This is a genomic window from Enterococcus sp. XAF26B05_ASV22 (assembly GCF_056727285.1).
The window spans coordinates 264387-285242 of record NZ_CM161538.1 but is presented as its reverse complement, the minus strand read 5'-3'; the positions used below and the strand labels follow the sequence as shown (position 1 = coordinate 285242).

Below are 20856 nucleotides of genomic sequence, written 5' to 3'. Positions count from 1 at the left end.
GATAGAAATAATTTTACCACTAATTAGAGGCAAACAAAAGAGCTGTGGTGCGTCTTTACATTTTTTTATTAAATAAAGTTATTTTTACAAAAAAACAGAGTAGGCTAAACGCCATACTCTGCTTTAATAAACTCTAAATCAAAAGCAAACTTCTGTTGCTTATTTTTCTTTATTTTCTTCCGTCAATAACGCTTTACGTGAAACATTCACACGACCTTGTTTATCGATTTCAGTCACTTTTACAAGTACTTCATCGCCAAGTTTTACGATATCTTCAACATTATTTACACGTTCGTTTGCTAATTGAGAAATATGAACGAGTCCATCTTTACCTTTAATCAAGTTAACAAATGCGCCGAATTTTTCGATACGAACAACTTTACCAAGGTAAACTTGTCCAACTTCAACTTCTTTTGTCAACTCTTCAATGATCTTGATGGCTTTTTTGATCATATCTGCATCAGCTGAGGCAATACTTACATTACCCTCTTGATCGATGTCGATCTTCACGCCAGTTTCATCAATGATTCCGTTAATCGTTTCTCCACCTTTACCAATAACATCTTTGATTTTAGCTGGAGCAATTTGGATCATTTCGATCTTAGGTGCATACTTGCTTAACTCTGGACGAGGTTCAGCCAATGTTGATGTCAATTCAGCAAGGATTTCCATACGGGCTTTTTTCGCTTGAGTCAATGCTTCTGTCAAGATTTGTTCAGTGATTCCTTGGATTTTGATATCCATTTGTAGTGCCGTGATTCCGTCTTTTGTTCCAGCAACTTTAAAGTCCATGTCGCCCAGGTGATCTTCTAAACCTTGGATATCTGTTAAAATCGTATAGTTTTCGCCATCGCTGACAAGCCCCATTGCGATTCCAGCTACTGGTGATTTAATTGGTACACCAGCATCCATCAATGCTAAGATGCCCGCACAAATACTTGCTTGTGAAGAAGAACCATTTGATTCTAAAACTTCTGATACCACACGGATCATGTAAGGGAAATCCGCTTCACTTGGAATCACTTGCGCCATCGCACGTTCGCCTAAGGCACCGTGACCGATTTCACGACGACCAGGAGAACCTGCACGACCTGTTGAACCAACAGAGAATTGCGGGAAGTTATAATGATGAATGAAACGTTTGCTATCTTCTACACCTAAACCATCAATGATTTGATGTTCGCCAAGTGGTGCTAACGTTACGACAGACAACGCTTGTGTTTGTCCACGAGTGAATAATCCAGAACCATGAACGCGTGGTAAAATACCAACTTCTGACGCCAATGGACGGATTTCGTCTAATTTACGACCATCAGGACGGATTTTATCAATCGTGATCAATTCACGAACTACGTCTTTTTCTAAGTCTTCAGCGATTTGTTTTACTTCTTTTGCCACTTGCGCTTCTTCTTCGTGACCAGCAAATTTTTCAGCATACGCTTCTTTTAATTGATCTTTGATCGCATCGATGTTGACTTCACGAGCAAGTTTTTCTTCGGTCATAACGGCTTCTTTCATTGAAGCATAGTAAGCCGCGAAGATTTCTTTTTTCAAGTCAGCATCTACTTGTAATAATTTGATTTCCATTTTTTCTTTACCCACAGCGGCAACGATTTCTTCTTGGAAAGCAACTAATTCTTTGATTGCGTCAAAACCGAAAAGTAACGCACCAAGCATATCTTCTTCAGATACTTCTTTGGCACCACTTTCAACCATGTTGATTGCTTTTTTCGTTCCAGCAACGGTTAATTCGATATCTGTTTTTTCAGATTGTTCGACTGTTGGATTCAATACATATTCGCCATCGACACGACCAACATCAACACCTGCGATTGGTCCGTCAAAAGGAATATCTGAAATTGCTAAAGCTAGAGATGAACCAAACATTGCCGCCATTTCTGGTGTGCAATCTTGTTCAACACTCATAACAGTATTTGTAATTTGAACTTCATTACGGAAACCTTCCGCAAACATCGGACGGATTGGACGGTCAATTAAACGAGCCGTTAATGTTGCGCGTTCACTTGGACGACCTTCACGTTTGATAAATCCGCCTGGAATCTTTCCTACAGAGTACATTTTTTCTTCATAGTTGACTGTCAATGGAAAGAAATCAAAATCTCTCGCATCTTTTGAAGCAACTGCCGCACTTAGCACTACTGTATCTCCATAACGAACTAATACTGCGCCGTTTGCTTGTTTCGCTAATTGGCCAACTTCAACCTGTAAAGGGCGTCCACCCCAAGTTGTTTTAAACACTTGTTTTTCTGACATGTATCTTTTCTCCTTTGATTCTTCGGAAAAGTTAGACTGCTACTAAACAAATGAAAAGATTCAAACGAATTGAGTCCTTTTATTTGGTTAGTAGATTTATTCAAACTTTCCAAAGATGATTATTTTTTAGTATTTTAAGGATACCGAACCTTTGCTTTTAAATAAGCTAAAAAGCGAGGTTCGTTACGAATCTCGCTTTTCCTTTTTTGATTAACGACGTAATCCTAAACGTTCGATCAATACGCGGTAACGTTGGATGTCAGTCTTACGTAGGTAAGCTAACAAGTTACGACGGTGACCAATTTTTTTCATTAGTCCACGGTAAGAATGGTGATCTTTTTTGTGAACGCGAGCGTGCTCATTCAAGTGATTGATATCAGCAGTTAATACAGCAATCTGTACTTCTGGTGAACCAGTATCTCCTTCATGACGAGCGTATTCGCTAATGATTTCATTTTTCTTTTCTTTTGACATTGCCATGTTTTTCACCTCTTCTTTAGTAGTCATCTTCTTACTGAGTAATGCGTTGGTGATTCGCACAACCAAGTAAAAGACGGTATGATTTCATACAGGTATACTTTACAGGAAAGTTAGATCAAATGCAAGACTAAGCTGAATTCATTCCCCTTTTTTTGCACATTTTATCCCCTTTTAGAAAGGTTTTATGATAAACTGTAAAAGCGAAGAAACAGATTAAAGGGGAGAGTTCGTTTCTGTCAGAACTTAGACTGACCTTAACTTTCAAACATAAAGGAGGAATTATTCCATGATTACAATGGATGATATTATCCGTGAAGGAAATCCAACACTCAGAGCAGTGGCTAAAGAAGTTTCTGTGCCGCTTTCTGATGAAGATATCAAATTAGGCGAAGAAATGATGGAATTCTTGCATAATAGTCAAGATCCTATCAAAGCAGAGGAATTAGGATTACGCGGAGGTGTTGGTTTAGCAGCACCTCAGTTAGATATTTCTAAGCGAATCATCGCAGTTCATGTACCAAGCGGTGACTTAGAAAATCCAGAACCGACATTAAGTGCGGTGATGTATAATCCGAAAATTTTAAGTCATTCTGTTCAAGATGCTTGTCTTGGTGAGGGTGAAGGCTGTTTATCTGTTGACCGTGAGGTTCCAGGTTATGTGGTACGCCACAATAAAATCACGTTATCTTACGTAGATGCAGCGGGTGTCAAACAAAAGATTCGTTTGAAAAATTACGAAGCGATCGTTGTGCAGCATGAAATCGATCATTTGAATGGTGTAATGTTTTATGATCACATCAATCAAGAAAATCCTTATGCGTTGAAAGATGGCGTATTGGTAATCGAATAAAAAAACGATCAAGACAAACATAACTCGTTTGTCTTGATCGTTTTTTTTTGCTTAAATCGCCTTTAATTCTTTCAATGCTTTCCAAATACCATCATTGTCATTAGTATCTGTCACCATTTTGGCTTCTTTTTGAATATGTGGTAACGCATTGCCCATCGCTACACCGATACCCGCTTCACGTAACATTTCACGATCGTTTTCGCCATCGCCAAATGTAATGATATCGTCACGAGCTATCCCAACTCGCTCAGCTAGATTCAGTAACGTCACAGCTTTTGATCCGTTCTTAGGTACAATGTCTACACTTTCAGAATGCCAGCGGATAAAACGGAATTTAGAAAATTCTTGGTCAAACAGTCCATCTGCTGAGTGATCATAAAAAGCTAATGCTTGATAAACATCGTTTTCTTTCTGGAAATCCAAATCATACTCAGGCGCTTCAAAATCAATAGACCCCATCGCTTCAACCATTTGTGCCTGACGGTGATGGTTATTTTTTTTCACATCATCCAAGCCAACATAAGCTAAACCAATTTCTCTTTTTTCTACCTCTGAAGCAAAACGATGCAATTCATCTTGATCAAGTAGGTTTTGAAAATACTGTTCGTGATTTAAAAATGCCGCCGCTCCATTGCAAAGAACATAATTAGAAAAATCCAAGTCTAAAATAATATCTTTTGCCATAAAACGGCTACGACCTGTCGCAATGGTTACAAGATGTCCTTGTTGTCTCAACATTTTCAATGCTTCTCGTGTACTTTCTAACGGTTGTCTGTCGGTTCCAAGTAATGTTCCATCAATATCAAATGCAAAAAGTTTTCTTCTCATGGCGTAATAACTCGCTCGCTTTCTATGGTTTTGGCAACTATTTCCTGCCTTCTCTAACAGCTAATAGGCTTAATTCGGTTGTCTCGATCAACATTTGGACCAATTGAGGATCAATTTTACTATATTAACCTAAGGACCACAATTGCTTTTTGAATAAAGAACTCATCTGTAGTTTTATCATAAATGATGGCTTTTTTCAATAACACAGTGTTTGTTTTTTCTTTATAGAACAGTTGCAGATTGATGGCAATTCGTCTGTGCCAGAAATCATCTTCTCCAAAAAAGCCTCAAAAAGCGGCGACAATGCTGAAATCCCCAAAGGCCAAAAAATTTACGCCAGACATCCATGCTATCCCACCAAGCTTTGTCGATCACGAACGGTTCGAAACGGTCAACTTCATTCATGCCTTTGCTTTATTTTTACTTCAACTAGCTTTCCACATCAAAAAAGGATGGAGCAAAAGCAAATCCTTCTGTCCCATCCCCTACTATTATAATTAATCTAAATAACTTGTATCTGCATTATTCAGCCAAGCATAACCCAAGCCCATTACTAAGCCACCACCGATAAAGTTACCGATCAAAGCAAAGAATAAATTATGTGCTACGCTACCAACTGTCATAGCTGCCAAAGTTCCGTGAGAAGCGAAATACGCTAAACTAAACGCCGGGAAGTTGGCTATAACGTGCTCGTACCCTAAGAAAGCAAAGATGAAAATGATAAAAATGATCGCTGCAACTTTACCTGCATCATCTTTCATACGCATACTTACTAACACAGCAGTATTTACCACGATATTTGCAAAAATTGCTTCAACTAAAATTTGTGTCGTTGTTTTCTCTAATTTACCCGCAATTGATGTAAAGAAAAAGCTATCCGCAGGTAAATCTTGGTAAGGAACGGTCAACGAAATCAAGTAGCCAAAAAGAATACCACCGACTAAATTAAAGAAAATACAAGTAAATAAAATTTTCGCTGCAAAAGAGAAGTTAATCTTCTTACGGTAAACGCCAACGGTCATATACAGCATATTCGATGTCCCTAATTCTGCATTCATATAAAGAATCATAACAAGTGACCAGCTGAACATGAACGCATAGAGAATTTTGCCTAATCCATGGACCATTCCTTCACCTTTGATTGCAATCGCAAAGGCAACCGCCGTTCCTAATGTTAAAAACATACAAGCTAGTATTGCACGAAAAGCATAACGCATAAAACTGCTTTGAAATAAGTTCATTTTTTTACCAATTGATTTGTCGATCTGCTCAAATAATGGCGATACAGGTTTCATTATGTTTCTCCTTTTCAATTTATTTTCATTTAATATTTTCAAAAACATCCTCTATCATTCTAAAGACCAGCAAGTGTTTTGTCTAGTGCTTTTTCACACAAAGTAACACTTTTTTTCATAGAATAACAAATTAAAGCTAAAAATTCCAAACAAATCAATTAAAAATCCATCTGAAGTAGGATGTTTTTATTTTGGCTGATGGTAAAATAGTAGTAAGATCACTTAATTATTCCAAAGAAGGAGTTGTATGTGAATGAAAGTGAAAACAGTTTTTTTGGGGGTACACCATCGTCTAAATGATATTTTGGTATGGTTTTTGAGCAAGGGGGTAGGCTATTATGTATAGATCCGTTGAAAACAATCAACCGCAACAATTAAATCAAAAAATTATTTCTCATTATCGTTCGTTAAAAAGAAGAAATGATCTTTTTACGGTCATTTTAGTCTGGATTATGCTATCTTGTGGTTTCCTTTTTACTTTATACTTTGTAACGAATAACCATTATCCAGAAAAGATGGCTTCTTACGACCAACAATTAGTCTCGCTTAAACAAGAACGAGCAGATATTGAGGCAGGAAAAGTAACCGAAACGAAGAAGTCGTTTGATACCATTTTACAAGAAAATCTAGATAACTTAAAAGAGTACCCTACACAGGAAGACAATTACTCTGTTGCTATAGAAGGAACAAATAGTAATCTAGTAATCAATAAAAATAATATATTTGTCTCAGACAATGCAACTATGCTAGATGCTACAGTAAAGAGAAAAATCTATGATTTAAACAAACAATTAGCTGCTAGTACCAATGGGGCTCAATTGGAAGTCGTAACCGTTAGCCAGTTGCCTAACGGTGAAGATATTGAATCTTATGCCAATAAAATTTTCAACCAGCTGGGCATCGGCAACAAAGATGAAAATAACGGGGTCCTGTATTTGATTGCTTTAGATGAACGCGCATTTCGTTTAGAAGTAGGATATGGATTAGAAGGGTTGATCCCTGATGCCGTAGCAGACAATATCATCAATGATGATACAGTCGTTGATGAGTTCAAAGAAGAACAATACGCTACCGCTGTCAATCAAGTGGTGGATCAAGTTTTTGCATTAATGAATACAAAAACAGCGTTGGTAGATTCTAAAATCAATCAAGTTGAAGAGCAAAAAAGCTCCGCTAAGTTTGCTCATGGAAGTCTATTGCTCTTATTGATCACTACAATAATGGTTAGTTTATTCTTTATTATCAGAGCAATTCGTGCAAGACAATCTATAAAATCAACTTACAACATGTATCAAGAACAACTAGCCGATTACACTAATGAAATCAATCCAGCTGATACGTCATCACTTCTTGAACAAATAAAACAAACCGATTTATACTATATTATGCTAAGCGGAACCTTCTTAATTTCATCAAGAAGAGGGATACGTCGTGCTATTGCAAGAGGAAGACTATTAAAAAATCCAAAAGCGCAACAAAAAGCATTTGGTCGGATTTTAATTGGGGATACTCTTTATTCAGGCAATGGGGACATTTTAACTACGGCTTATCTAGCGTCCAACTATAATTCTAATAATTGGTCGGATAATGATTCTTCTGGAAGCGGAAGCGGCGGCTCTTCTTGGGGATCTTTTGGCGGGGGTTCGTCTGGTGGTGGCGGTGCTTCTGGCGGATGGTAGTTTATCAGGGATAACTCAATAAAAAGCTTGAGTTATCTCTAGTTTTGCGCTATACTAATCTTTGTGTAAAATAATGCAGCAGAAAAATAATAGACTCGTCAACATTTCATTGCCTTGATTGATGTCTAGCTTCTAAGGCTAAAAAACTCAATGATACGCTGAAAAATCATTGTGACAATACTTGTCGCAACAATTTTCCCTCTTATCACTCGTTTTTTGAACAAGCCTTATCAGCTTTTCTTTTCAGGTTCAACTGCGTAACCCACGGCTGCAAAGGGCGAAGGTTGAAGAATGAACTGAACGAATATGAATTTTTCAGAAGATTATTTTACTCCAAAAAAATTATTTTATTGGAGGAATTTTTAATGTCACGTTATACAGGACCATCATGGAAAATCTCTCGTCGTCTAGGTATCTCTCTATCAGGAACTGGTAAAGAACTAGCACGTCGCCCATACAAACCAGGACAACACGGACCAAACAGCCGTGGTAAAGTTTCTGAATACGGTATGCAATTAACTGAAAAACAAAAATTACGTCATATGTACGGTATGAACGAACGTCAATTCGTTAACTTGTTTATTAAAGCAAGCAAGATCAAAGAAGGTAAACATGGTGTTAACTTCATGATCTTACTAGAACAACGTTTAGACAACGTCGTTTACCGTTTAGGTTTAGCAACTACTCGTCGTCAAGCACGTCAATTGGTTAACCACGGTCACGTGACTGTAGATGGCAAACGCGTAGATATCCCTTCTTACCACGTTGAAGTTGGTCAAGTGATTTCTGTTCGTGAAAAATCTCAAAATGTAGTAACAATCAAAGAAGCTGTTGAAGCTACTGTTGGTCGTCCAGCATTCGTAAGCTTTGACGCTGAAAAATTAGAAGGAAGCTTCACTCGTTTACCAGAACGTGATGAGTTATATCCTGAAATCGACGAAGCTCTTGTCGTTGAATACTACAACCAAAAACTTTAAGATTCGATTTGGAGAAAAGCGTCACAGCTTCTCATACTTTATCGAACTTGCAACCCTTGCTCACGTTGTTGGGCAAGGGTTTTTTGTACAAAAAAACAAAGATGCTTGTATCGCTATCCGCATCTTTGTTTCCTATCTTATTTTTGTTTTTCCAATACGCCGTCTTTCATCACAAATACTTCGTCACAAAATTCAATCAAACGCTGATCGTGGGTCACCATGATTGTCGCTTTATTTTTTTCTTTTGTTTCTCTTGCTAAAATTTTGACAACCTCAAATGCTCTATCTGAGTCTAAACTGGCTGTTGGTTCATCCGCTAAAATAATTGATGGATCATTATATAATGCTCTGGCAATCGCTACTCGCTGACGTTCACCGCCAGAAATTTCATCAGGATATTTTTTCTTTAATTTCTCAATTCCTAACTCTGTTAATAACTTATTGACTTTATCCACATCGGTCTTTTCTTTTTTGACTTTATCGACCAAACGCAGTTGCTTTTCCACAGTTAAAAATGGTACTAAATTGGATGCTTGCAAAATAAACCCTATCTCAGAAAAACGAATCTTTGATCGTGTTTTTTCATTTTCTTTACTAAATGCGTCATTATTGATCTTCACTTCGCCATTTGTAGGTGTTTGTAGGCCGCCAGCAAGCGTTAAAAAGGTACTCTTTCCTGAACCACTCGGTCCAATCACAGCCACAAATTGCCCTTTTTCCACAGAAAAATCTGTGGATTTTAATGCTTCGATCGTTGTATCTCCATCTAAGAACTGTTTATCCACAGATAAAAATTCAATAGCTTTCATTCCATTTCACTCCTTTTCTATCCGATTGCTTTTAATGGATCGATTTTGACAATCGTCCGTACTGAGAACAGTGCTCCTAATACCGCAATGATCAACATTATGCCACCAATCGACAAGAAGAATAGCCAATTCGTTTGAAATGGAACAGCGGTTGGCAACACGAATGAAGTTCCTACTGTTCCAAGTAAGCCGATCGCTATTCCAAATACAGCCAAAACAAATGTCTGAATAATCACAGAAACCGCGATATAAAATCCGGAAATCCCCTGTGCTTTCATGATCCCGAAAATTGTTGCTTTTTGCATTGTTAGAACATAGATAAAGATCCCGATAACAATTGCTGCAATCACAATCAAAAAGCCAATCATAAAGCCAAATGTCAGTACTTGAGCATTATATCCCGGTAGTTTATTAATAAATGTTGCAATACTGTAACGAGTTAATCCGTCCCCTTTTAGATGTACATTTTTTAACGAACCTTCTTTTGCCCGAAAAACAATCGCATTTACACGCGCATTCTCAGAAGTATCTGATTTTTCAAAGCGTATTTGTTGAAAAGCTGCTGTGGATACATATAAAACTGGCGCAACGTTAAATTTAGCATTATCTGTAAAACCAACAACTTTTAGTTTTTTATCGCTGCCTGCTAATTTAATGGTATCACCTAGTTTGACTTCATTTTCTTTTTTCAAACTATTATCCACAACGGTCTCATCTTCATTCGAAAATGCTTTTCCTTCAATAATATTCGGCATCAAAAATTCATCTTTGTTGATCCCAAAAAAACTTGCATTGACTTTTTCTGAGCCTTTTTTATCTAATTGAATCACTGCACCAGTTTGTCCTAATGATGCTTTTTCTTTTGCTTCGACTTCATCTAGTGACTTAATGGGAATCATCGACATATTGATATTCGTATTTGATTCATCCGAAAGTACAATGCCATCCGCCTGCCATTTATCCACAGCCGTTCGATTATCCTCAGCTAAGCCATATGCCAAACCGGTTAAAAAAAAGACTAAATAAGAAATTAAAAACATGACACTAATAATTAGTGCATAACGCAATTTCGAGCGAGTTATTTCATTCCAAGCTAAAAACATAGATTCTCCTCCTCCTTATCAAACGATAAGTTCTATAAAAAAAGTATAGCAAATTTTGGCAATGACAACAAAACATCTGCTTTAATCTTGACTTTAAAAATAAAAGAACACACATTTTTCTAGTTTTCTTCTTATTTCTAAAAATTATTCTGATATACTAAAAGACATAATAAGTAAAAAGGAGTTTGTTCATGAAAAAGAAACACAGTACACTTTATACCGTAATACAATTTTCATTTATTTTGCTACTTGCGCTTTTTTTGAGGGTCTTTGTTTTGACGCCTGTAGAAGTTGTCGGCATCTCGATGGAGCCAACTTATCATGAATCAGATCGTTTATGGCAGTCTTCTTTTCTGAATCCCAAACGATTTGATGTAGCAACTTTCCCTAGCCCACGAGATGGCAAGCGAATCGTTAAGCGGATTGTAGGTCTGCCGGGCGACACTATTCGGATGGAAAATGATCAATTGTATATCAATGACAAAAAATATGATGAACCCTATTTAGATGAATTTAAGAACGCTTTAACAGATGGTAACCCTTTAACAACTGACTTTACTTTAAAAAATAGCGCGACAGCACCTGCAACAGTTGTTCCTGAAGGAAAATACTTTGTGTTAGGCGATAATCGTCGGAAAACGGATGATAGTCGGTATTTTGGGTTTGTAGATAAAGAAGCGATTGTAGGGGTTGTCTATTTTCGTTATTATCCGTTGAACAAGATTGGAGTACAATAAACTTGTAAAATAAACGCCTGCGCGAAGTTAATTCCCCGTCCCAAAAAGATTTTTTTATAACCTTTGACAACTAAACAATTGCTTACTACTCAACCTTCCGTCTGTCAGGGGCACGATATCTAAATGCATATGAGGCTTAGCTTCGTCTATATATTCGGTAGCATATGTAATATTCTGTTTCCCACAAAGTTCTGAGAAATAATCATGAGGATCTTGAAAGAATGTTTTTGTATCGACAGTCTCGAAAAAAGTTCAATCACTAGTAATGAGCCATTCACCAACGAGCACCGCATCTTCTCTGCCCGCTCATATACTTACTCGCCGAGTGTCAATGATTTCTTGAATTTTCTCTCGATAATTTATTGAGTTTGTATTGACTAAATCGTAATTTAAATACGAGCGGGCAACATCGATATCTTTATTTGGATGATTGTCCATTTCTGGTTGATTAGGTTGAAAAGTCCCACCTAGTTTTTGACATTACCTAACTCCCTGAACGCCTAACAAGGCAGTTATTTTTCGGAATCACTTCCAAGTATAGTATAAACGCACTATATTTTACGGTGTAAAGGCGCTTTCTGCCGAGGGCTGTTAGCTGTTTCCGAAAGGTCGCTCTACCCTCCCAATCTCCAATCAAAAAAAGAATCAGACATTTTTCTGCCTCATCCTTTTTTAGTTATTATAATTTTTTTCGATTTGATAGACAAAAAAATATACATAATGCTGAATGCAAGCAAACTAATAGCAACAACAAGTGATATACAAATAGGGAAATACATAGGTAACCCTATAAAGAAAAAAATCCAACCAGATTCCGGTCCAGTACCAACTCTCTTCATAACGTCAGTATTCACTTGATTAAACCAGAAAATAGTTGAAAGAATTACGCATATATTCAAAAATGAAAGGATAGCGATAGTTATTCGATAATTTTTGAAGTATTTCTTATTCATTTATATCCACATTTCTCCAAAGCTGGCTCCAATTTTGATTCTGTTATAAGTCATATTTTCAGGTTGTTTCTTCTCTCTGATCTATTTTTTCTGTATCTCGTTGATAGATTCGTCTTAGTTCAATCTGTTTATCTTCCACTTTTTGAGTGAAGCGGCGGAAGTCAGATTGAATACTCGTCTGACTTTCTTCCATTTGTCGATAGAACGCTCGTTTATCCCATGAATCATTTTTTGTCAGATAGAGAACTTTATCCATTAACTTTTCTGTGTCTTTTTTGAAATGTTCTACTTCTTCTTCCATCTTTTTCTGCGTTTGTTGAAGGGCTTTTTTTTCCTGTTCATAGCGCTCGGTTGTTTGACGTTGTTTCTTTTTTCGTTCTTCCGGACTCATTCAATTACACCTCTTTTACAGGTGTTTTAAAGGTTGGTTTCGCTAACTGGGTCAAACTCTTTTTCGCAGACGTTGCACTGTTTCCCTGTAAAGCTCCTTCCAACGCTCCTGGAAGGACACTATTACTTTGTTGGTACATGGCTTCTGCCAGTTCATTTAGCGTACTAGTAGACGTTTGTCTGGTTGTGCCTAACCGTGCCTTTTTTGCAGTGATGATTGCTTTTATAGCGATTCGTTCCTGATTTTTGCGTTCTTGCTTTAATTTTAATTGCAAGGCTTTTTCTTCCTCCATACTAAAACTCCTTTGTTACTTCTTCGTGAATATATTTTTCCCTGCATTGCCATCATATTCTTGAATGTTCTTTGCCACAGTCGTTAACGTTTTACTGAATGCAGTCAATTTTTCTTTGTATTTTTTTGCTTCGTTGGTATTGCTTGTCGCCTTTCCACTATCCCATAAATTATTTTTTTTATAAGGAGCAATCAGGGCTTCAACTTCATAGCTTTCTAATGATTGTTGGATTGCCAAGGCACCGTCTCGAATTTCTTGGACGACTAAATCTACTTCATCTTCCGCTTCTTGTTGCTCATTTTTTTGAATCAATACATATTCGTCGCCAACTGTTTTCGCTTTATTTGCGACTTCTGTGGCAAGTTCGCCTCGGAGTTCAATTTTTTTACTCCCAGAAGCTCCACGTATACGCCCTTGTAAACTGGCTACATCTCCTTGCCATTCACTTGCGACTTTAGCATCGGCAACAATTTTGTCATACTCTTTCATAAATTTTTTATATAGATAAAAATCTCCCGAAAGAGCTAATAAAAGTGATTCTGGATTCGAAATACCTGATCCAGTAGTTGCCAATAAGCGATTCATATATTTTTCAATGAGTTGCGATAATTTAATTCCTGCACTAAAAATATACCCATGGTCTTTTAAATTGGCTTCTTTAGGTGTCCCATCTGGATTTAATTGATACTGTCCGAAATCATGACTAGAACCATTTTTACCACCATCAAATGTTGTATTAAAGGATTTTGGCAACAAATAATGTACTTTCCCGATTTCATCCACGCCTTTTTTATTTCGATTTAACATCGAGACAATATCAAACGCATTGACATAATACTCAATTTTACCTTGTTCTTCCAATAATTGAATGTTTTTTTGCGCTTGTTCAGACATTTTATTTATACTTTCCCGAGCATCAGGTCCTTGAAATAAGATCACTTTATCAATTTTACTTATATCATTTTTGGGGAGATTAGCGACAGCTTGAATGGTGACCATTGTTCCTAATGAATGGCCGGTCATCGCCATGGTGGCGTTCGGCGCTTTTGTTCTCATCTCTTCTATTTTTTGGTGCATCGCCTCTGTCGCTAGTTTTGCTTGTGGGATATAGCCATGACCCACTGCGAAGGCAGCATTATTGTTCACCCAATCGTTTAAATTGTTTCCTGCCCATCCTTTTTTTACATCTGCAGAAGCGCCATCACTTCCACGAGTAGTGAAATATGTATGTTTGGTGTCTGTATTTAAAGTAGGGGTATCCGTAACGTAATATGAGTTATACCCTGCTTTTTCATCCGTTAATAACCCTTTTTGGTATTCTTTATCTTTGCCAAAAAACTTCTTTTCAGTCACTGTTTTGACGGTGTTATCCGGTTGTAAATAGACGGAATCAATACTATTACCATGTGCATCTTTTGCATCTGGAAAATTAAATTTTACGGATTCGTTTGAATCAATTTTATTTTTCTGTTTTTCTAAAAGTGAATTATAAGGAAACGGTCTAGGACGGCCTGTATAGGCACTTTGAGCTAGATCTGCATATATATTACTACTATTTTCTAAATCAGCCATTTTTCTCCCCCTTAATATTAGAATATATTGGGTCATTTAAAATCATTAACTCGTTGATATCGCTTAATTTTTCTATATCGGTATCAATTCTAAGGATATACCCTTGATTATCATATTTCGGTTCAGAACTGTTACTGATATCAAACTCAACAGTTAACACAGGACTAGAAAACGCAACACTTTCGTCTACTGTAACTGTATCCCAGTGTATTGCAACTGTCTCGTTTTTAGAACTGTATTTTTTAATATATTCAGTCATTTCATCTGCATGTTCTTTAAGAAAAGTAATCTGTTTTTCTTTTTCTGTTGGTTCGGTCATTTTTTGCACTCCTAACACACCTATTATTCCTAAAAGTACGATAATTCCTGTAATTATTCCTAGTTTAACTGCTTTTTTCTTATTCAAACGTTAAACTCCTTTATTAAAAAAAGCATTAGCGCAAGATTTTGCACGAACGCTTTTTTCGTCAATGTATTTTTAATTTAAACCAAAAGAACTGGCATCTTTTTGGTCACGTTGTACCACTGTATCCGCATATTTGTTTAATTGACTATTAATACTGATAAGTAGTTCTTCCATTTTTTTCACATTACCTTCTAGCTGATTGTATTACTCTATGTATGATTGAAACGCTTGTTCTTTCCATTCTTGTGCGATTTGTTGATTCGTAGAATTTACTTTACGAATCGCATCTTGAATTTGTTGTTGCGATTGCGTGTAGTCTTTTGCTTGCCATTTGAGTTGTTCAGGTGTGACTGAAATTGCTCCTACTAAATAATTAAATTGTTCACGCAATTAATTATATCGGTCAATAAGTATGCTTGTCAATATTTTTTAGAAATAAAATATAACTTAGAGTAATATTTTAAATTCTAATTGAGTATTTTTATTTTTTAAAATGAAATATACTATTTTATTCAATTCATAGATATGGTGGCGTTCGGCGCTTTTGTTCTCATCTCTTCTATTTTTTGGTGCATCGCCTCTGTCGCTAGTTTTGCTTGTGGGATATAGCCATGACCCACTGCGAAGGCAGCATTATTGTTCACCCAATCGTTTAAATTGTTTCCTGCCCACCCTTTTTTTATATCTGCAGAAGCGCCATCACTTCCACGAGTAGTGAAATATGTATGTTTGGTGTCTGTATTTAAAGTAGGGGTATCCATAACATAATATGAGTTATACCCTGCTTTTTCATCCGTTAATAACCCTTTTTGGTATTCTTTATCTTTGCCAAAAAACTTCTTTTCAGTCACTGTTTTGACGGTGTTATCTGGTTGTAAATAGACGGAATCAATACTATTACCATGTGCATCTTTTGCATCTGAAAAATTAAATTTTACGGATTCGTTTGAATCTAATTTACTTTTTTGACTAGGCTTTAATTCGTTGTAAGGAAAGTTATTTTCCCTACCTGTATATGCACCTTGCGATAAATCAGCGTATATATTATAGTCTCTTTCTAAATTAGCCATCTCATTCTCCTTCGTCAGTTAATTGTTGACCATATTTGATAGTACTTAGATCTGGGAGATTACTATCATCTATTTGAATGTCCAATCTAAAATCTAAATTCTCTTTATTATTTACAAAACCGAATATTTGAATAACTTTACCTGCTCCTTTAGGTAGACCATTTCCTATCGTATTCTCTGTTATACTGTCCCAATTATAAGTAATTTTTGATATTTGAAATTTAACACTATTTTCGATATACTCATTCATTTTATTTTCATGTTCTTTAAGAAAATTAATCTGTTTTTCTTCTGTTGAAGGTATTGACAATGCATTCACCCCAATTATTAATGGTTTAGTTGTGATAATTAAAAGAATTGCTCCTATAAAAATGGCTAATATAATTTTTGTGTTTTTTTTCAAGGATATAACTCCTTTCAAAAAAACGTTAGCGCAAGACTTTGCACGAACGCTTTTTTCGTCAATGTATTTTTAATTTAAACCAAAAGAACTGGCATCTTGTTGGTCACGTTGTGCCACTGTATCCGCGTATTTATTTAATTGACTATTAATACTGATAAGTAGTTCTTCCATTTTCTTCACGTTACCTTCTAGCTGATTGTATTGCTCTATGTATGATTGAAACGCTTGACCTTTCCATTCTTGTGCGATTTGTTGATTCGTAGAATTTACTTTACGAATCGCATCTTGAATTTGTTGTTGCGATTGCGTGTAGTCTTTTGCTTGCGATTTGAGTTGTTCAGGTATTACTGAAATTGCTCCTACTAAATAATTAAATTGTTCACGCAATTAATTATATCGGTCAATATGTATGCTTGTCAATTTTTTTTAGAAATAAACTATAATTTAGAGTAATATTTTAAATTCTAATTGAGTATTTTTATTTTTTTATGGTGAAATATACTATTCTATTCAATCAATCCAAACGTAAACTGATTGCGTGCAAATAAAACTCGCTGAATTTTGCATCAGAAAACTAGTGATTGACAGAATTAATCTTTATGAAATAATGCTAACCTACTATGATAGATATATTCTCAATACTTTCTCTTTCAGCACATATTTCACTAAAATAAGCTCTGCTGATGCTAGACAACTTTAACAAATAATTCAACGAACGTTCTTTCAATAGATTATCTGTTGTTTACGCATACCTATCAATAAATTATCGTCCTTAGGTAGTCTTAATTCCTACTTTAACTATGGATACAGCAGATCTAAAAGTATGTAAAAATATACATTCTATGTATCATAAGCTGACTTTTGGCGTGTTTTCTTATAAAAGCTGTATAATATAAAAATATTGTACAGCTCTAGTTGCGTTTTAAGAATAGGAAGGATTGAAAAAATGGACCATTCATTGGCACTACTAGAAGGTCGCTGGGTTATACGAGGGACTAACTTTCCTCTTTGGCTATCAAAAAAACGGAGCCATCCTACTATACAATATAAGACGCTAGCAAATGATCCTCTTACGTTTTTAGATATCGTGCACTATAAAAATAATAAGGGACGGTTAAAAGAAATTATCGGAGTTGACACGTTAAAAAATAATCGCTTTATTTGGAGAGGGCGCGGAATTTTAAACATTTTAAGTAGTACGTGGTCCGTTTTGGCTATCACAGATACTATTTTAGTAATCAAATTTGAACAATCGTTCGTAACACCTGCCGGGATCGATATTTTAGTTCGAGAACATGCCAACATCGCCGACCCCAAAGAACTCGTTTCAACTTCTCTCGATCAATATTCTCTTACACCAAGTGAATTTGAACAATTAGTCTGGCTTTAAGAAACTTGTAATTGGCGTTGATACAATAACAAACGGAACGTGAGTGGACACAACTCTAAGAGTCACCTCCACCCACGTTCCGTTTGTATGTTAATCTTTTTGCTGTAATTTAATGGCTAGTTGATATAGTGGTACTAATTCCTCATATGTTTTCAACATATACTCACGGGCTTTTTCTGGATCGTTTAATAAATCATCTGTCTTTCTGATTATTCGACCAATCTGAAATTCGCCTTTCTTTACATCACGAAAACGAGTTAGGTGTTTCGCTAAATCTGCTTCTTTCAACGGTTCGATTTCGGGCTTTGTGTGGTCGACCGACAAGTAAAAGTCATCATCCAACTGTTCAAATAATGCTTGATTTTCTAAGAAGGCTTGTGCGATTTCTTTTTCATTTTTTGGATTATCAATCAAGGATAACCACATGAATAAATAATCCGGCCAAATCCCTAATTGAAAATGAGCTTCCATTTTGTATCCGCGTTTTTTCTGACTTAAAGCTGACCACGTATTTTCTGGTGGATAAACGGTCCTACGGCGATGTTGCGCGATATGGACGAAAAATTCCGTTTCTACTTGATTCCCTAATTTTTCAGCAAAATGCTCATCTAATTCTTGAAATTTGGGTTGGATCGTCGAACAAATACCTGCCATTCTCGGATCCAATCCTTCAATTGTAAACACATCAAAATCTTTTTCAGTAAACATCAACATGTATTCATTTCTCCTCTGAGCTGTTCTGTTAGTTATGGAGACTGCCTGCCATTCCTCTAATGTAATGCCCCGCATGATATCCGTCACGATTTTTCCTTTACACATTCGAGCATTTGGAATATTGCCTTCTATTTTCATGCCGATTTTTTCCATCACGCGACCTGATTGAGGATTGTCGATATCATGAATAGCAAAAATCCGCATCAATTGTAACTCATTAAACCCTAGGCGGAGCAATTCACTGGCCGCTTCTGCTACAAATCCTTGCCCCCAAAATGCTTTATTTAACGAATAACCTATTTCAGCAATATTATGCTGCTCGACTACACGCAAGTCGATTGCTCCTATGAGTTTTCCTGTTTCTTTTAGTTCAATGCCATATTTTCCTAGTGGCGCGGACATAAAATAGCTCGCAATATTTTCTTTTGTATCCTTAATAGACTGATGGATGGGGAAAACATATGTGACTGTTTCTTCATCGGACCCGTATTCGTACATAGCATTCGCATCGTTTAATGTGATTGGGCGCAGTTTTAAGCGATCGGTCTCCAAATAGCGATTCTCCGCAAAAATCAAATTCCGATTGATGACAATTTCCATAAATTTCACCTGCTTTTCATACTACTTTACAGAAAGAAACTCTCAGAGGCAAGAAAAAAATAAAAAATCCAGAACTAATTGCTTACCACTTCTTTAATGAATGATTTGACTTCTTCTTGTTTTCCCTCACTAAGAAGTTGAACAATTTTACTTCCTACAATCACGCCTGCACAACTTTTTCTAAAACGATCCACATGTTCTTTTGAAGAAACACCAAAGCCTGCTAAAACTGGTTTGTCACTTACACTTTGAATGTACGCTAAATGCTCATCTAAGGTTTCCTGATACTGTCGACCAGTCCCTGTCACTCCATTGACTGCCACAGCATAAATAAATCCTTCTCCAGTGGACACTAATTCCAGAATGCGTTCTTTTGGCGTAGTCAACGCTACTAAAGGAATCAGCGCCACATCACTGTCTTTTAACAGCGGCTTCACTAATTCCTGATGTTCATACGGTAAATCTGGAATGATCAATCCTAAAACATTTGTTTCCGCCAAATCTTGAACAAACATTTCCAATCCGTAGCTCAAAATTGGATTAAAATAGGTCATGATCACTAATGGTGTTGTCGTTTTTATTTGTTTTAATTGTTGGATTATTTTTCGAAGTGTCACGTTATTTGTTAAGGATTTTAGTCCAGCAACTTGAATGACAGGACCATCTGCAACAGGATCCGAAAAGGGAATGCCTACTTCGATCGCACTCGCTCCTGCATCTGTCAGTAATTGAATTTCAGAGGCTAATTGATCCAGACCTTGAGCACCTGCCATAATGTATGGTACAAAAATGGTTTCATTCGCTTGCTGCTTCTCTTTTAATTGTTTGGTTAATGATTTCATCGGCTAGCCTTCCCTTCCAACAATTCTTTGATTTGCTGTACATCTTTATCCCCTCGACCTGAAAGGCAAACAATGATTTGTTTGTCTGGACCAAGATCTTTTGCGACTTTAAGAGCGTGACTAATTGCATGAGCACTCTCTAAAGCAGGAATGATTCCTTCTGTTTGACATAAAATTTTAAAAGCCTCTAGCGCTTCTTGATCCGTAACAGATTCATAACTTGCTCTTTGTGTTTCGTTTAAATGACAATGTTCTGGTCCAAGCCCAGGATAATCTAAACCAGCTGAAATTGAGAAGGCTTCTAAAATTTGCCCATCATCATCTTGTAGCAACTTCATCATCGCACCATGCAGGACGCCTATTTTTCCTTTATTGATCGATGCTGCATGTGATTCAGTATTCAAGCCTAATCCAGCGGCCTCAACACCAAATAGAGAAACAGCATCATTTATAAACGGATAGAAAATCCCCATTGCATTACTACCACCGCCCACACAAGCTATCACTGCATCTGGCAGTTTAGTTTCTACTTCTAAAAATTGACGCCTAGCTTCTATCCCAATAATGCTTTGATAGTCCCGAACAATTTCTGGAAATGGATGCGGACCTAAAACAGACCCCATCACATAATGTGTATCTTCCACATTCGCAACCCAAAAGCGTAACGCTTCATTCACTGCGTCTTTTAGTGTCTTACTACCCGATGTCACACTTTCAACTTTCGCACCTAATAATTCCATGCGAAAAACATTCAGTGATTGACGAGCTACATCGACCGCCCCCATAAAAATCGTACAGTCCATTCCAAACAATGCTGCGACTGTAGCAGTTGCTACGCCATGTTGCCCTGCTCCTGTTTCGGCAACTACTTTTTTCTTGCCCATTTTTTTCGCTAACAAAATTTGGCCAATCGTGTTATTGATTTTATGAGCACCAGTGTGGTTTAAATCTTCTCTCTTCAAATAAATCTTAGCTCCACCCGCATACTTTGTTAACCGTTCAGCAAAGTATAAAGGATTTTCCCGTCCTACATATTGTTTCAAGTAGTAATTCAGTTCTGCTTGAAATCCCTCATCGTCCTTCGAAGCTTCATAAACGTCTTCTAATTCTTTGACGGCATACATCAATGTTTCTGGAACAAATTGACCACCGAACTCGCCATAAAACCCTTCTTTTGGTTGACTATACATA

General features: G+C 36.6%; 22 protein-coding genes and 4 pseudogenes. 6 read left to right on the top strand and 20 right to left on the bottom strand.

Annotated features, from left to right (window positions below; genetic code table 11):
• Positions 1-159: 159 nt before the first annotated feature.
• Complete coding sequence (pnp, locus tag AC1PU0_RS01500; RefSeq protein ID WP_206834127.1) at positions 160-2274, bottom strand: polyribonucleotide nucleotidyltransferase; 2115 nt, start codon at positions 2272-2274, stop codon at positions 160-162.
• Positions 2275-2484: 210 nt separating this feature from the next.
• Entirely contained in the window at positions 2485-2754 is a 270-nt protein-coding gene (rpsO, locus tag AC1PU0_RS01495) for a 30S ribosomal protein S15 (protein ID WP_010770485.1), read from the bottom strand.
• A gap of 286 nt (positions 2755-3040) precedes the next feature.
• On the opposite strand from rpsO, the gene def reads away from it, so the two are divergent.
• Positions 3041-3604, top strand: coding sequence for a peptide deformylase (gene def / locus AC1PU0_RS01490; RefSeq protein WP_206848248.1), 564 nt, complete (start codon positions 3041-3043; stop codon positions 3602-3604).
• A gap of 51 nt (positions 3605-3655) precedes the next feature.
• Here def and AC1PU0_RS01485 read toward each other — a convergent pair whose 3' ends face one another.
• A complete protein-coding gene (locus AC1PU0_RS01485) occupies positions 3656-4432 on the bottom strand; it encodes an HAD family hydrolase (RefSeq protein WP_206848247.1) in 777 nt (258 codons plus the stop codon).
• 119 nt (positions 4433-4551) lie between these two features.
• Entirely contained in the window at positions 4552-4665 is a 114-nt protein-coding gene (locus AC1PU0_RS01480) for a hypothetical protein (protein ID WP_240485862.1), read from the bottom strand.
• 10 nt (positions 4666-4675) lie between these two features.
• Here AC1PU0_RS01480 and AC1PU0_RS01475 point away from each other — a divergent pair, with 10 nt between their 5' ends.
• The gene (locus AC1PU0_RS01475) at positions 4676-4933 is read left to right on the top strand and encodes a hypothetical protein (protein ID WP_242596471.1); all 258 of its coding nucleotides are present in this window, start codon (positions 4676-4678) and stop codon (positions 4931-4933) included.
• Here AC1PU0_RS01475 and AC1PU0_RS01470 read toward each other — a convergent pair.
• Positions 4930-5727, bottom strand: coding sequence for a formate/nitrite transporter family protein (locus AC1PU0_RS01470; protein ID WP_111248178.1), 798 nt, complete (start codon positions 5725-5727; stop codon positions 4930-4932). The genes AC1PU0_RS01475 and AC1PU0_RS01470 overlap by 4 nt on opposite strands.
• Before the next feature lie 338 nt (positions 5728-6065).
• Between AC1PU0_RS01470 and AC1PU0_RS01465 the strand changes: the two genes are divergently transcribed.
• Together AC1PU0_RS01465 and rpsD are read left to right on the top strand one after the other, a co-directional pair.
• Entirely contained in the window at positions 6066-7406 is a 1341-nt protein-coding gene (locus AC1PU0_RS01465) for a TPM domain-containing protein (protein ID WP_206848246.1), read from the top strand.
• 365 nt (positions 7407-7771) lie between these two features.
• Complete coding sequence (gene rpsD / locus AC1PU0_RS01460) at positions 7772-8383, top strand: 30S ribosomal protein S4 (protein WP_010766410.1); 612 nt, start codon at positions 7772-7774, stop codon at positions 8381-8383.
• A 137-nt stretch (positions 8384-8520) separates the two neighbouring features.
• On the opposite strand, the gene AC1PU0_RS01455 is transcribed toward rpsD, so the two are convergent.
• Complete coding sequence (locus tag AC1PU0_RS01455) at positions 8521-9192, bottom strand: ABC transporter ATP-binding protein (protein WP_069654144.1); 672 nt, start codon at positions 9190-9192, stop codon at positions 8521-8523.
• 17 nt (positions 9193-9209) lie between these two features.
• Complete coding sequence (locus AC1PU0_RS01450; RefSeq protein ID WP_069654145.1) at positions 9210-10295, bottom strand: ABC transporter permease; 1086 nt, start codon at positions 10293-10295, stop codon at positions 9210-9212.
• 191 nt (positions 10296-10486) lie between these two features.
• Here AC1PU0_RS01450 and lepB point away from each other — a divergent pair, with 191 nt between their 5' ends.
• Positions 10487-11032: a signal peptidase I gene (gene lepB, locus AC1PU0_RS01445; RefSeq protein WP_206848244.1), complete on the top strand. Its 546-nt coding sequence runs from the start codon at positions 10487-10489 to the stop codon at positions 11030-11032.
• A gap of 54 nt (positions 11033-11086) precedes the next feature.
• Here lepB and AC1PU0_RS01440 read toward each other — a convergent pair.
• The 9 genes and pseudogenes from AC1PU0_RS01440 to AC1PU0_RS01400 all read right to left on the bottom strand — a co-directional run.
• Positions 11087-11494 (bottom strand): annotated as a pseudogene (locus AC1PU0_RS01440) (plasmid recombination protein); the annotation flags it as partial.
• A gap of 549 nt (positions 11495-12043) precedes the next feature.
• Positions 12044-12376 carry a hypothetical protein gene (locus tag AC1PU0_RS01435; protein WP_111248182.1) on the bottom strand — a complete coding sequence of 111 codons (333 nt, stop codon included), beginning with the start codon at positions 12374-12376 and terminating at the stop codon, positions 12044-12046.
• 4 nt (positions 12377-12380) lie between these two features.
• A complete protein-coding gene (locus AC1PU0_RS01430) occupies positions 12381-12668 on the bottom strand; it encodes a hypothetical protein (protein ID WP_111248183.1) in 288 nt (95 codons plus the stop codon).
• Between the two features lie 15 nt (positions 12669-12683).
• Positions 12684-14240 (bottom strand): cutinase family protein, encoded by a 1557-nt coding sequence (locus AC1PU0_RS01425; protein WP_206848242.1) that lies wholly within the window; start codon positions 14238-14240, stop codon positions 12684-12686.
• Positions 14233-14646, bottom strand: a complete 414-nt coding sequence (locus tag AC1PU0_RS01420) for a hypothetical protein (protein WP_206848241.1) — start codon at positions 14644-14646, stop codon at positions 14233-14235. The genes AC1PU0_RS01425 and AC1PU0_RS01420 overlap by 8 nt, the downstream gene beginning before the upstream one ends.
• Positions 14647-14718: 72 nt before the next feature.
• Positions 14719-15036: pseudogene (locus AC1PU0_RS01415) on the bottom strand (WXG100 family type VII secretion target).
• Between the two features lie 128 nt (positions 15037-15164).
• Positions 15165-15716: pseudogene (locus AC1PU0_RS01410) on the bottom strand (hypothetical protein); the annotation flags it as partial.
• 1 nt (position 15717) lies between these two features.
• The gene (locus tag AC1PU0_RS01405; RefSeq protein WP_242596470.1) at positions 15718-16119 is read right to left on the bottom strand and encodes a hypothetical protein; all 402 of its coding nucleotides are present in this window, start codon (positions 16117-16119) and stop codon (positions 15718-15720) included.
• Between the two features lie 69 nt (positions 16120-16188).
• Positions 16189-16506, bottom strand: a complete 318-nt coding sequence (locus AC1PU0_RS01400; protein WP_206848239.1) for a WXG100 family type VII secretion target — start codon at positions 16504-16506, stop codon at positions 16189-16191.
• Positions 16507-17065: 559 nt separating this feature from the next.
• Between AC1PU0_RS01400 and AC1PU0_RS01395 the strand changes: the two genes are divergently transcribed.
• Positions 17066-17509: a hypothetical protein gene (locus tag AC1PU0_RS01395; RefSeq protein ID WP_069654147.1), complete on the top strand. Its 444-nt coding sequence runs from the start codon at positions 17066-17068 to the stop codon at positions 17507-17509.
• A gap of 90 nt (positions 17510-17599) precedes the next feature.
• Here the strand turns inward: AC1PU0_RS01395 and AC1PU0_RS01390 are convergent, their stop codons facing one another.
• The 4 genes and pseudogenes from AC1PU0_RS01390 to trpB form a co-directional block, all read right to left on the bottom strand.
• Positions 17600-18223 carry a DUF1054 domain-containing protein gene (locus tag AC1PU0_RS01390; RefSeq protein WP_206848238.1) on the bottom strand — a complete coding sequence of 208 codons (624 nt, stop codon included), beginning with the start codon at positions 18221-18223 and terminating at the stop codon, positions 17600-17602.
• 45 nt (positions 18224-18268) lie between these two features.
• Positions 18269-18823 (bottom strand): annotated as a pseudogene (locus AC1PU0_RS01385) (GNAT family N-acetyltransferase); the annotation flags it as partial.
• 74 nt (positions 18824-18897) lie between these two features.
• On the bottom strand, positions 18898-19665 hold the full coding sequence (gene trpA / locus AC1PU0_RS01380; protein ID WP_206848235.1) for a tryptophan synthase subunit alpha: 768 nt from the start codon (positions 19663-19665) through the stop codon (positions 18898-18900).
• Entirely contained in the window at positions 19662-20855 is a 1194-nt protein-coding gene (gene trpB / locus AC1PU0_RS01375; protein WP_242596469.1) for a tryptophan synthase subunit beta, read from the bottom strand. Before trpB ends, trpA begins: the two co-directional genes overlap by 4 nt.
• Between the last annotated feature and the right edge of the window lies 1 nt (position 20856).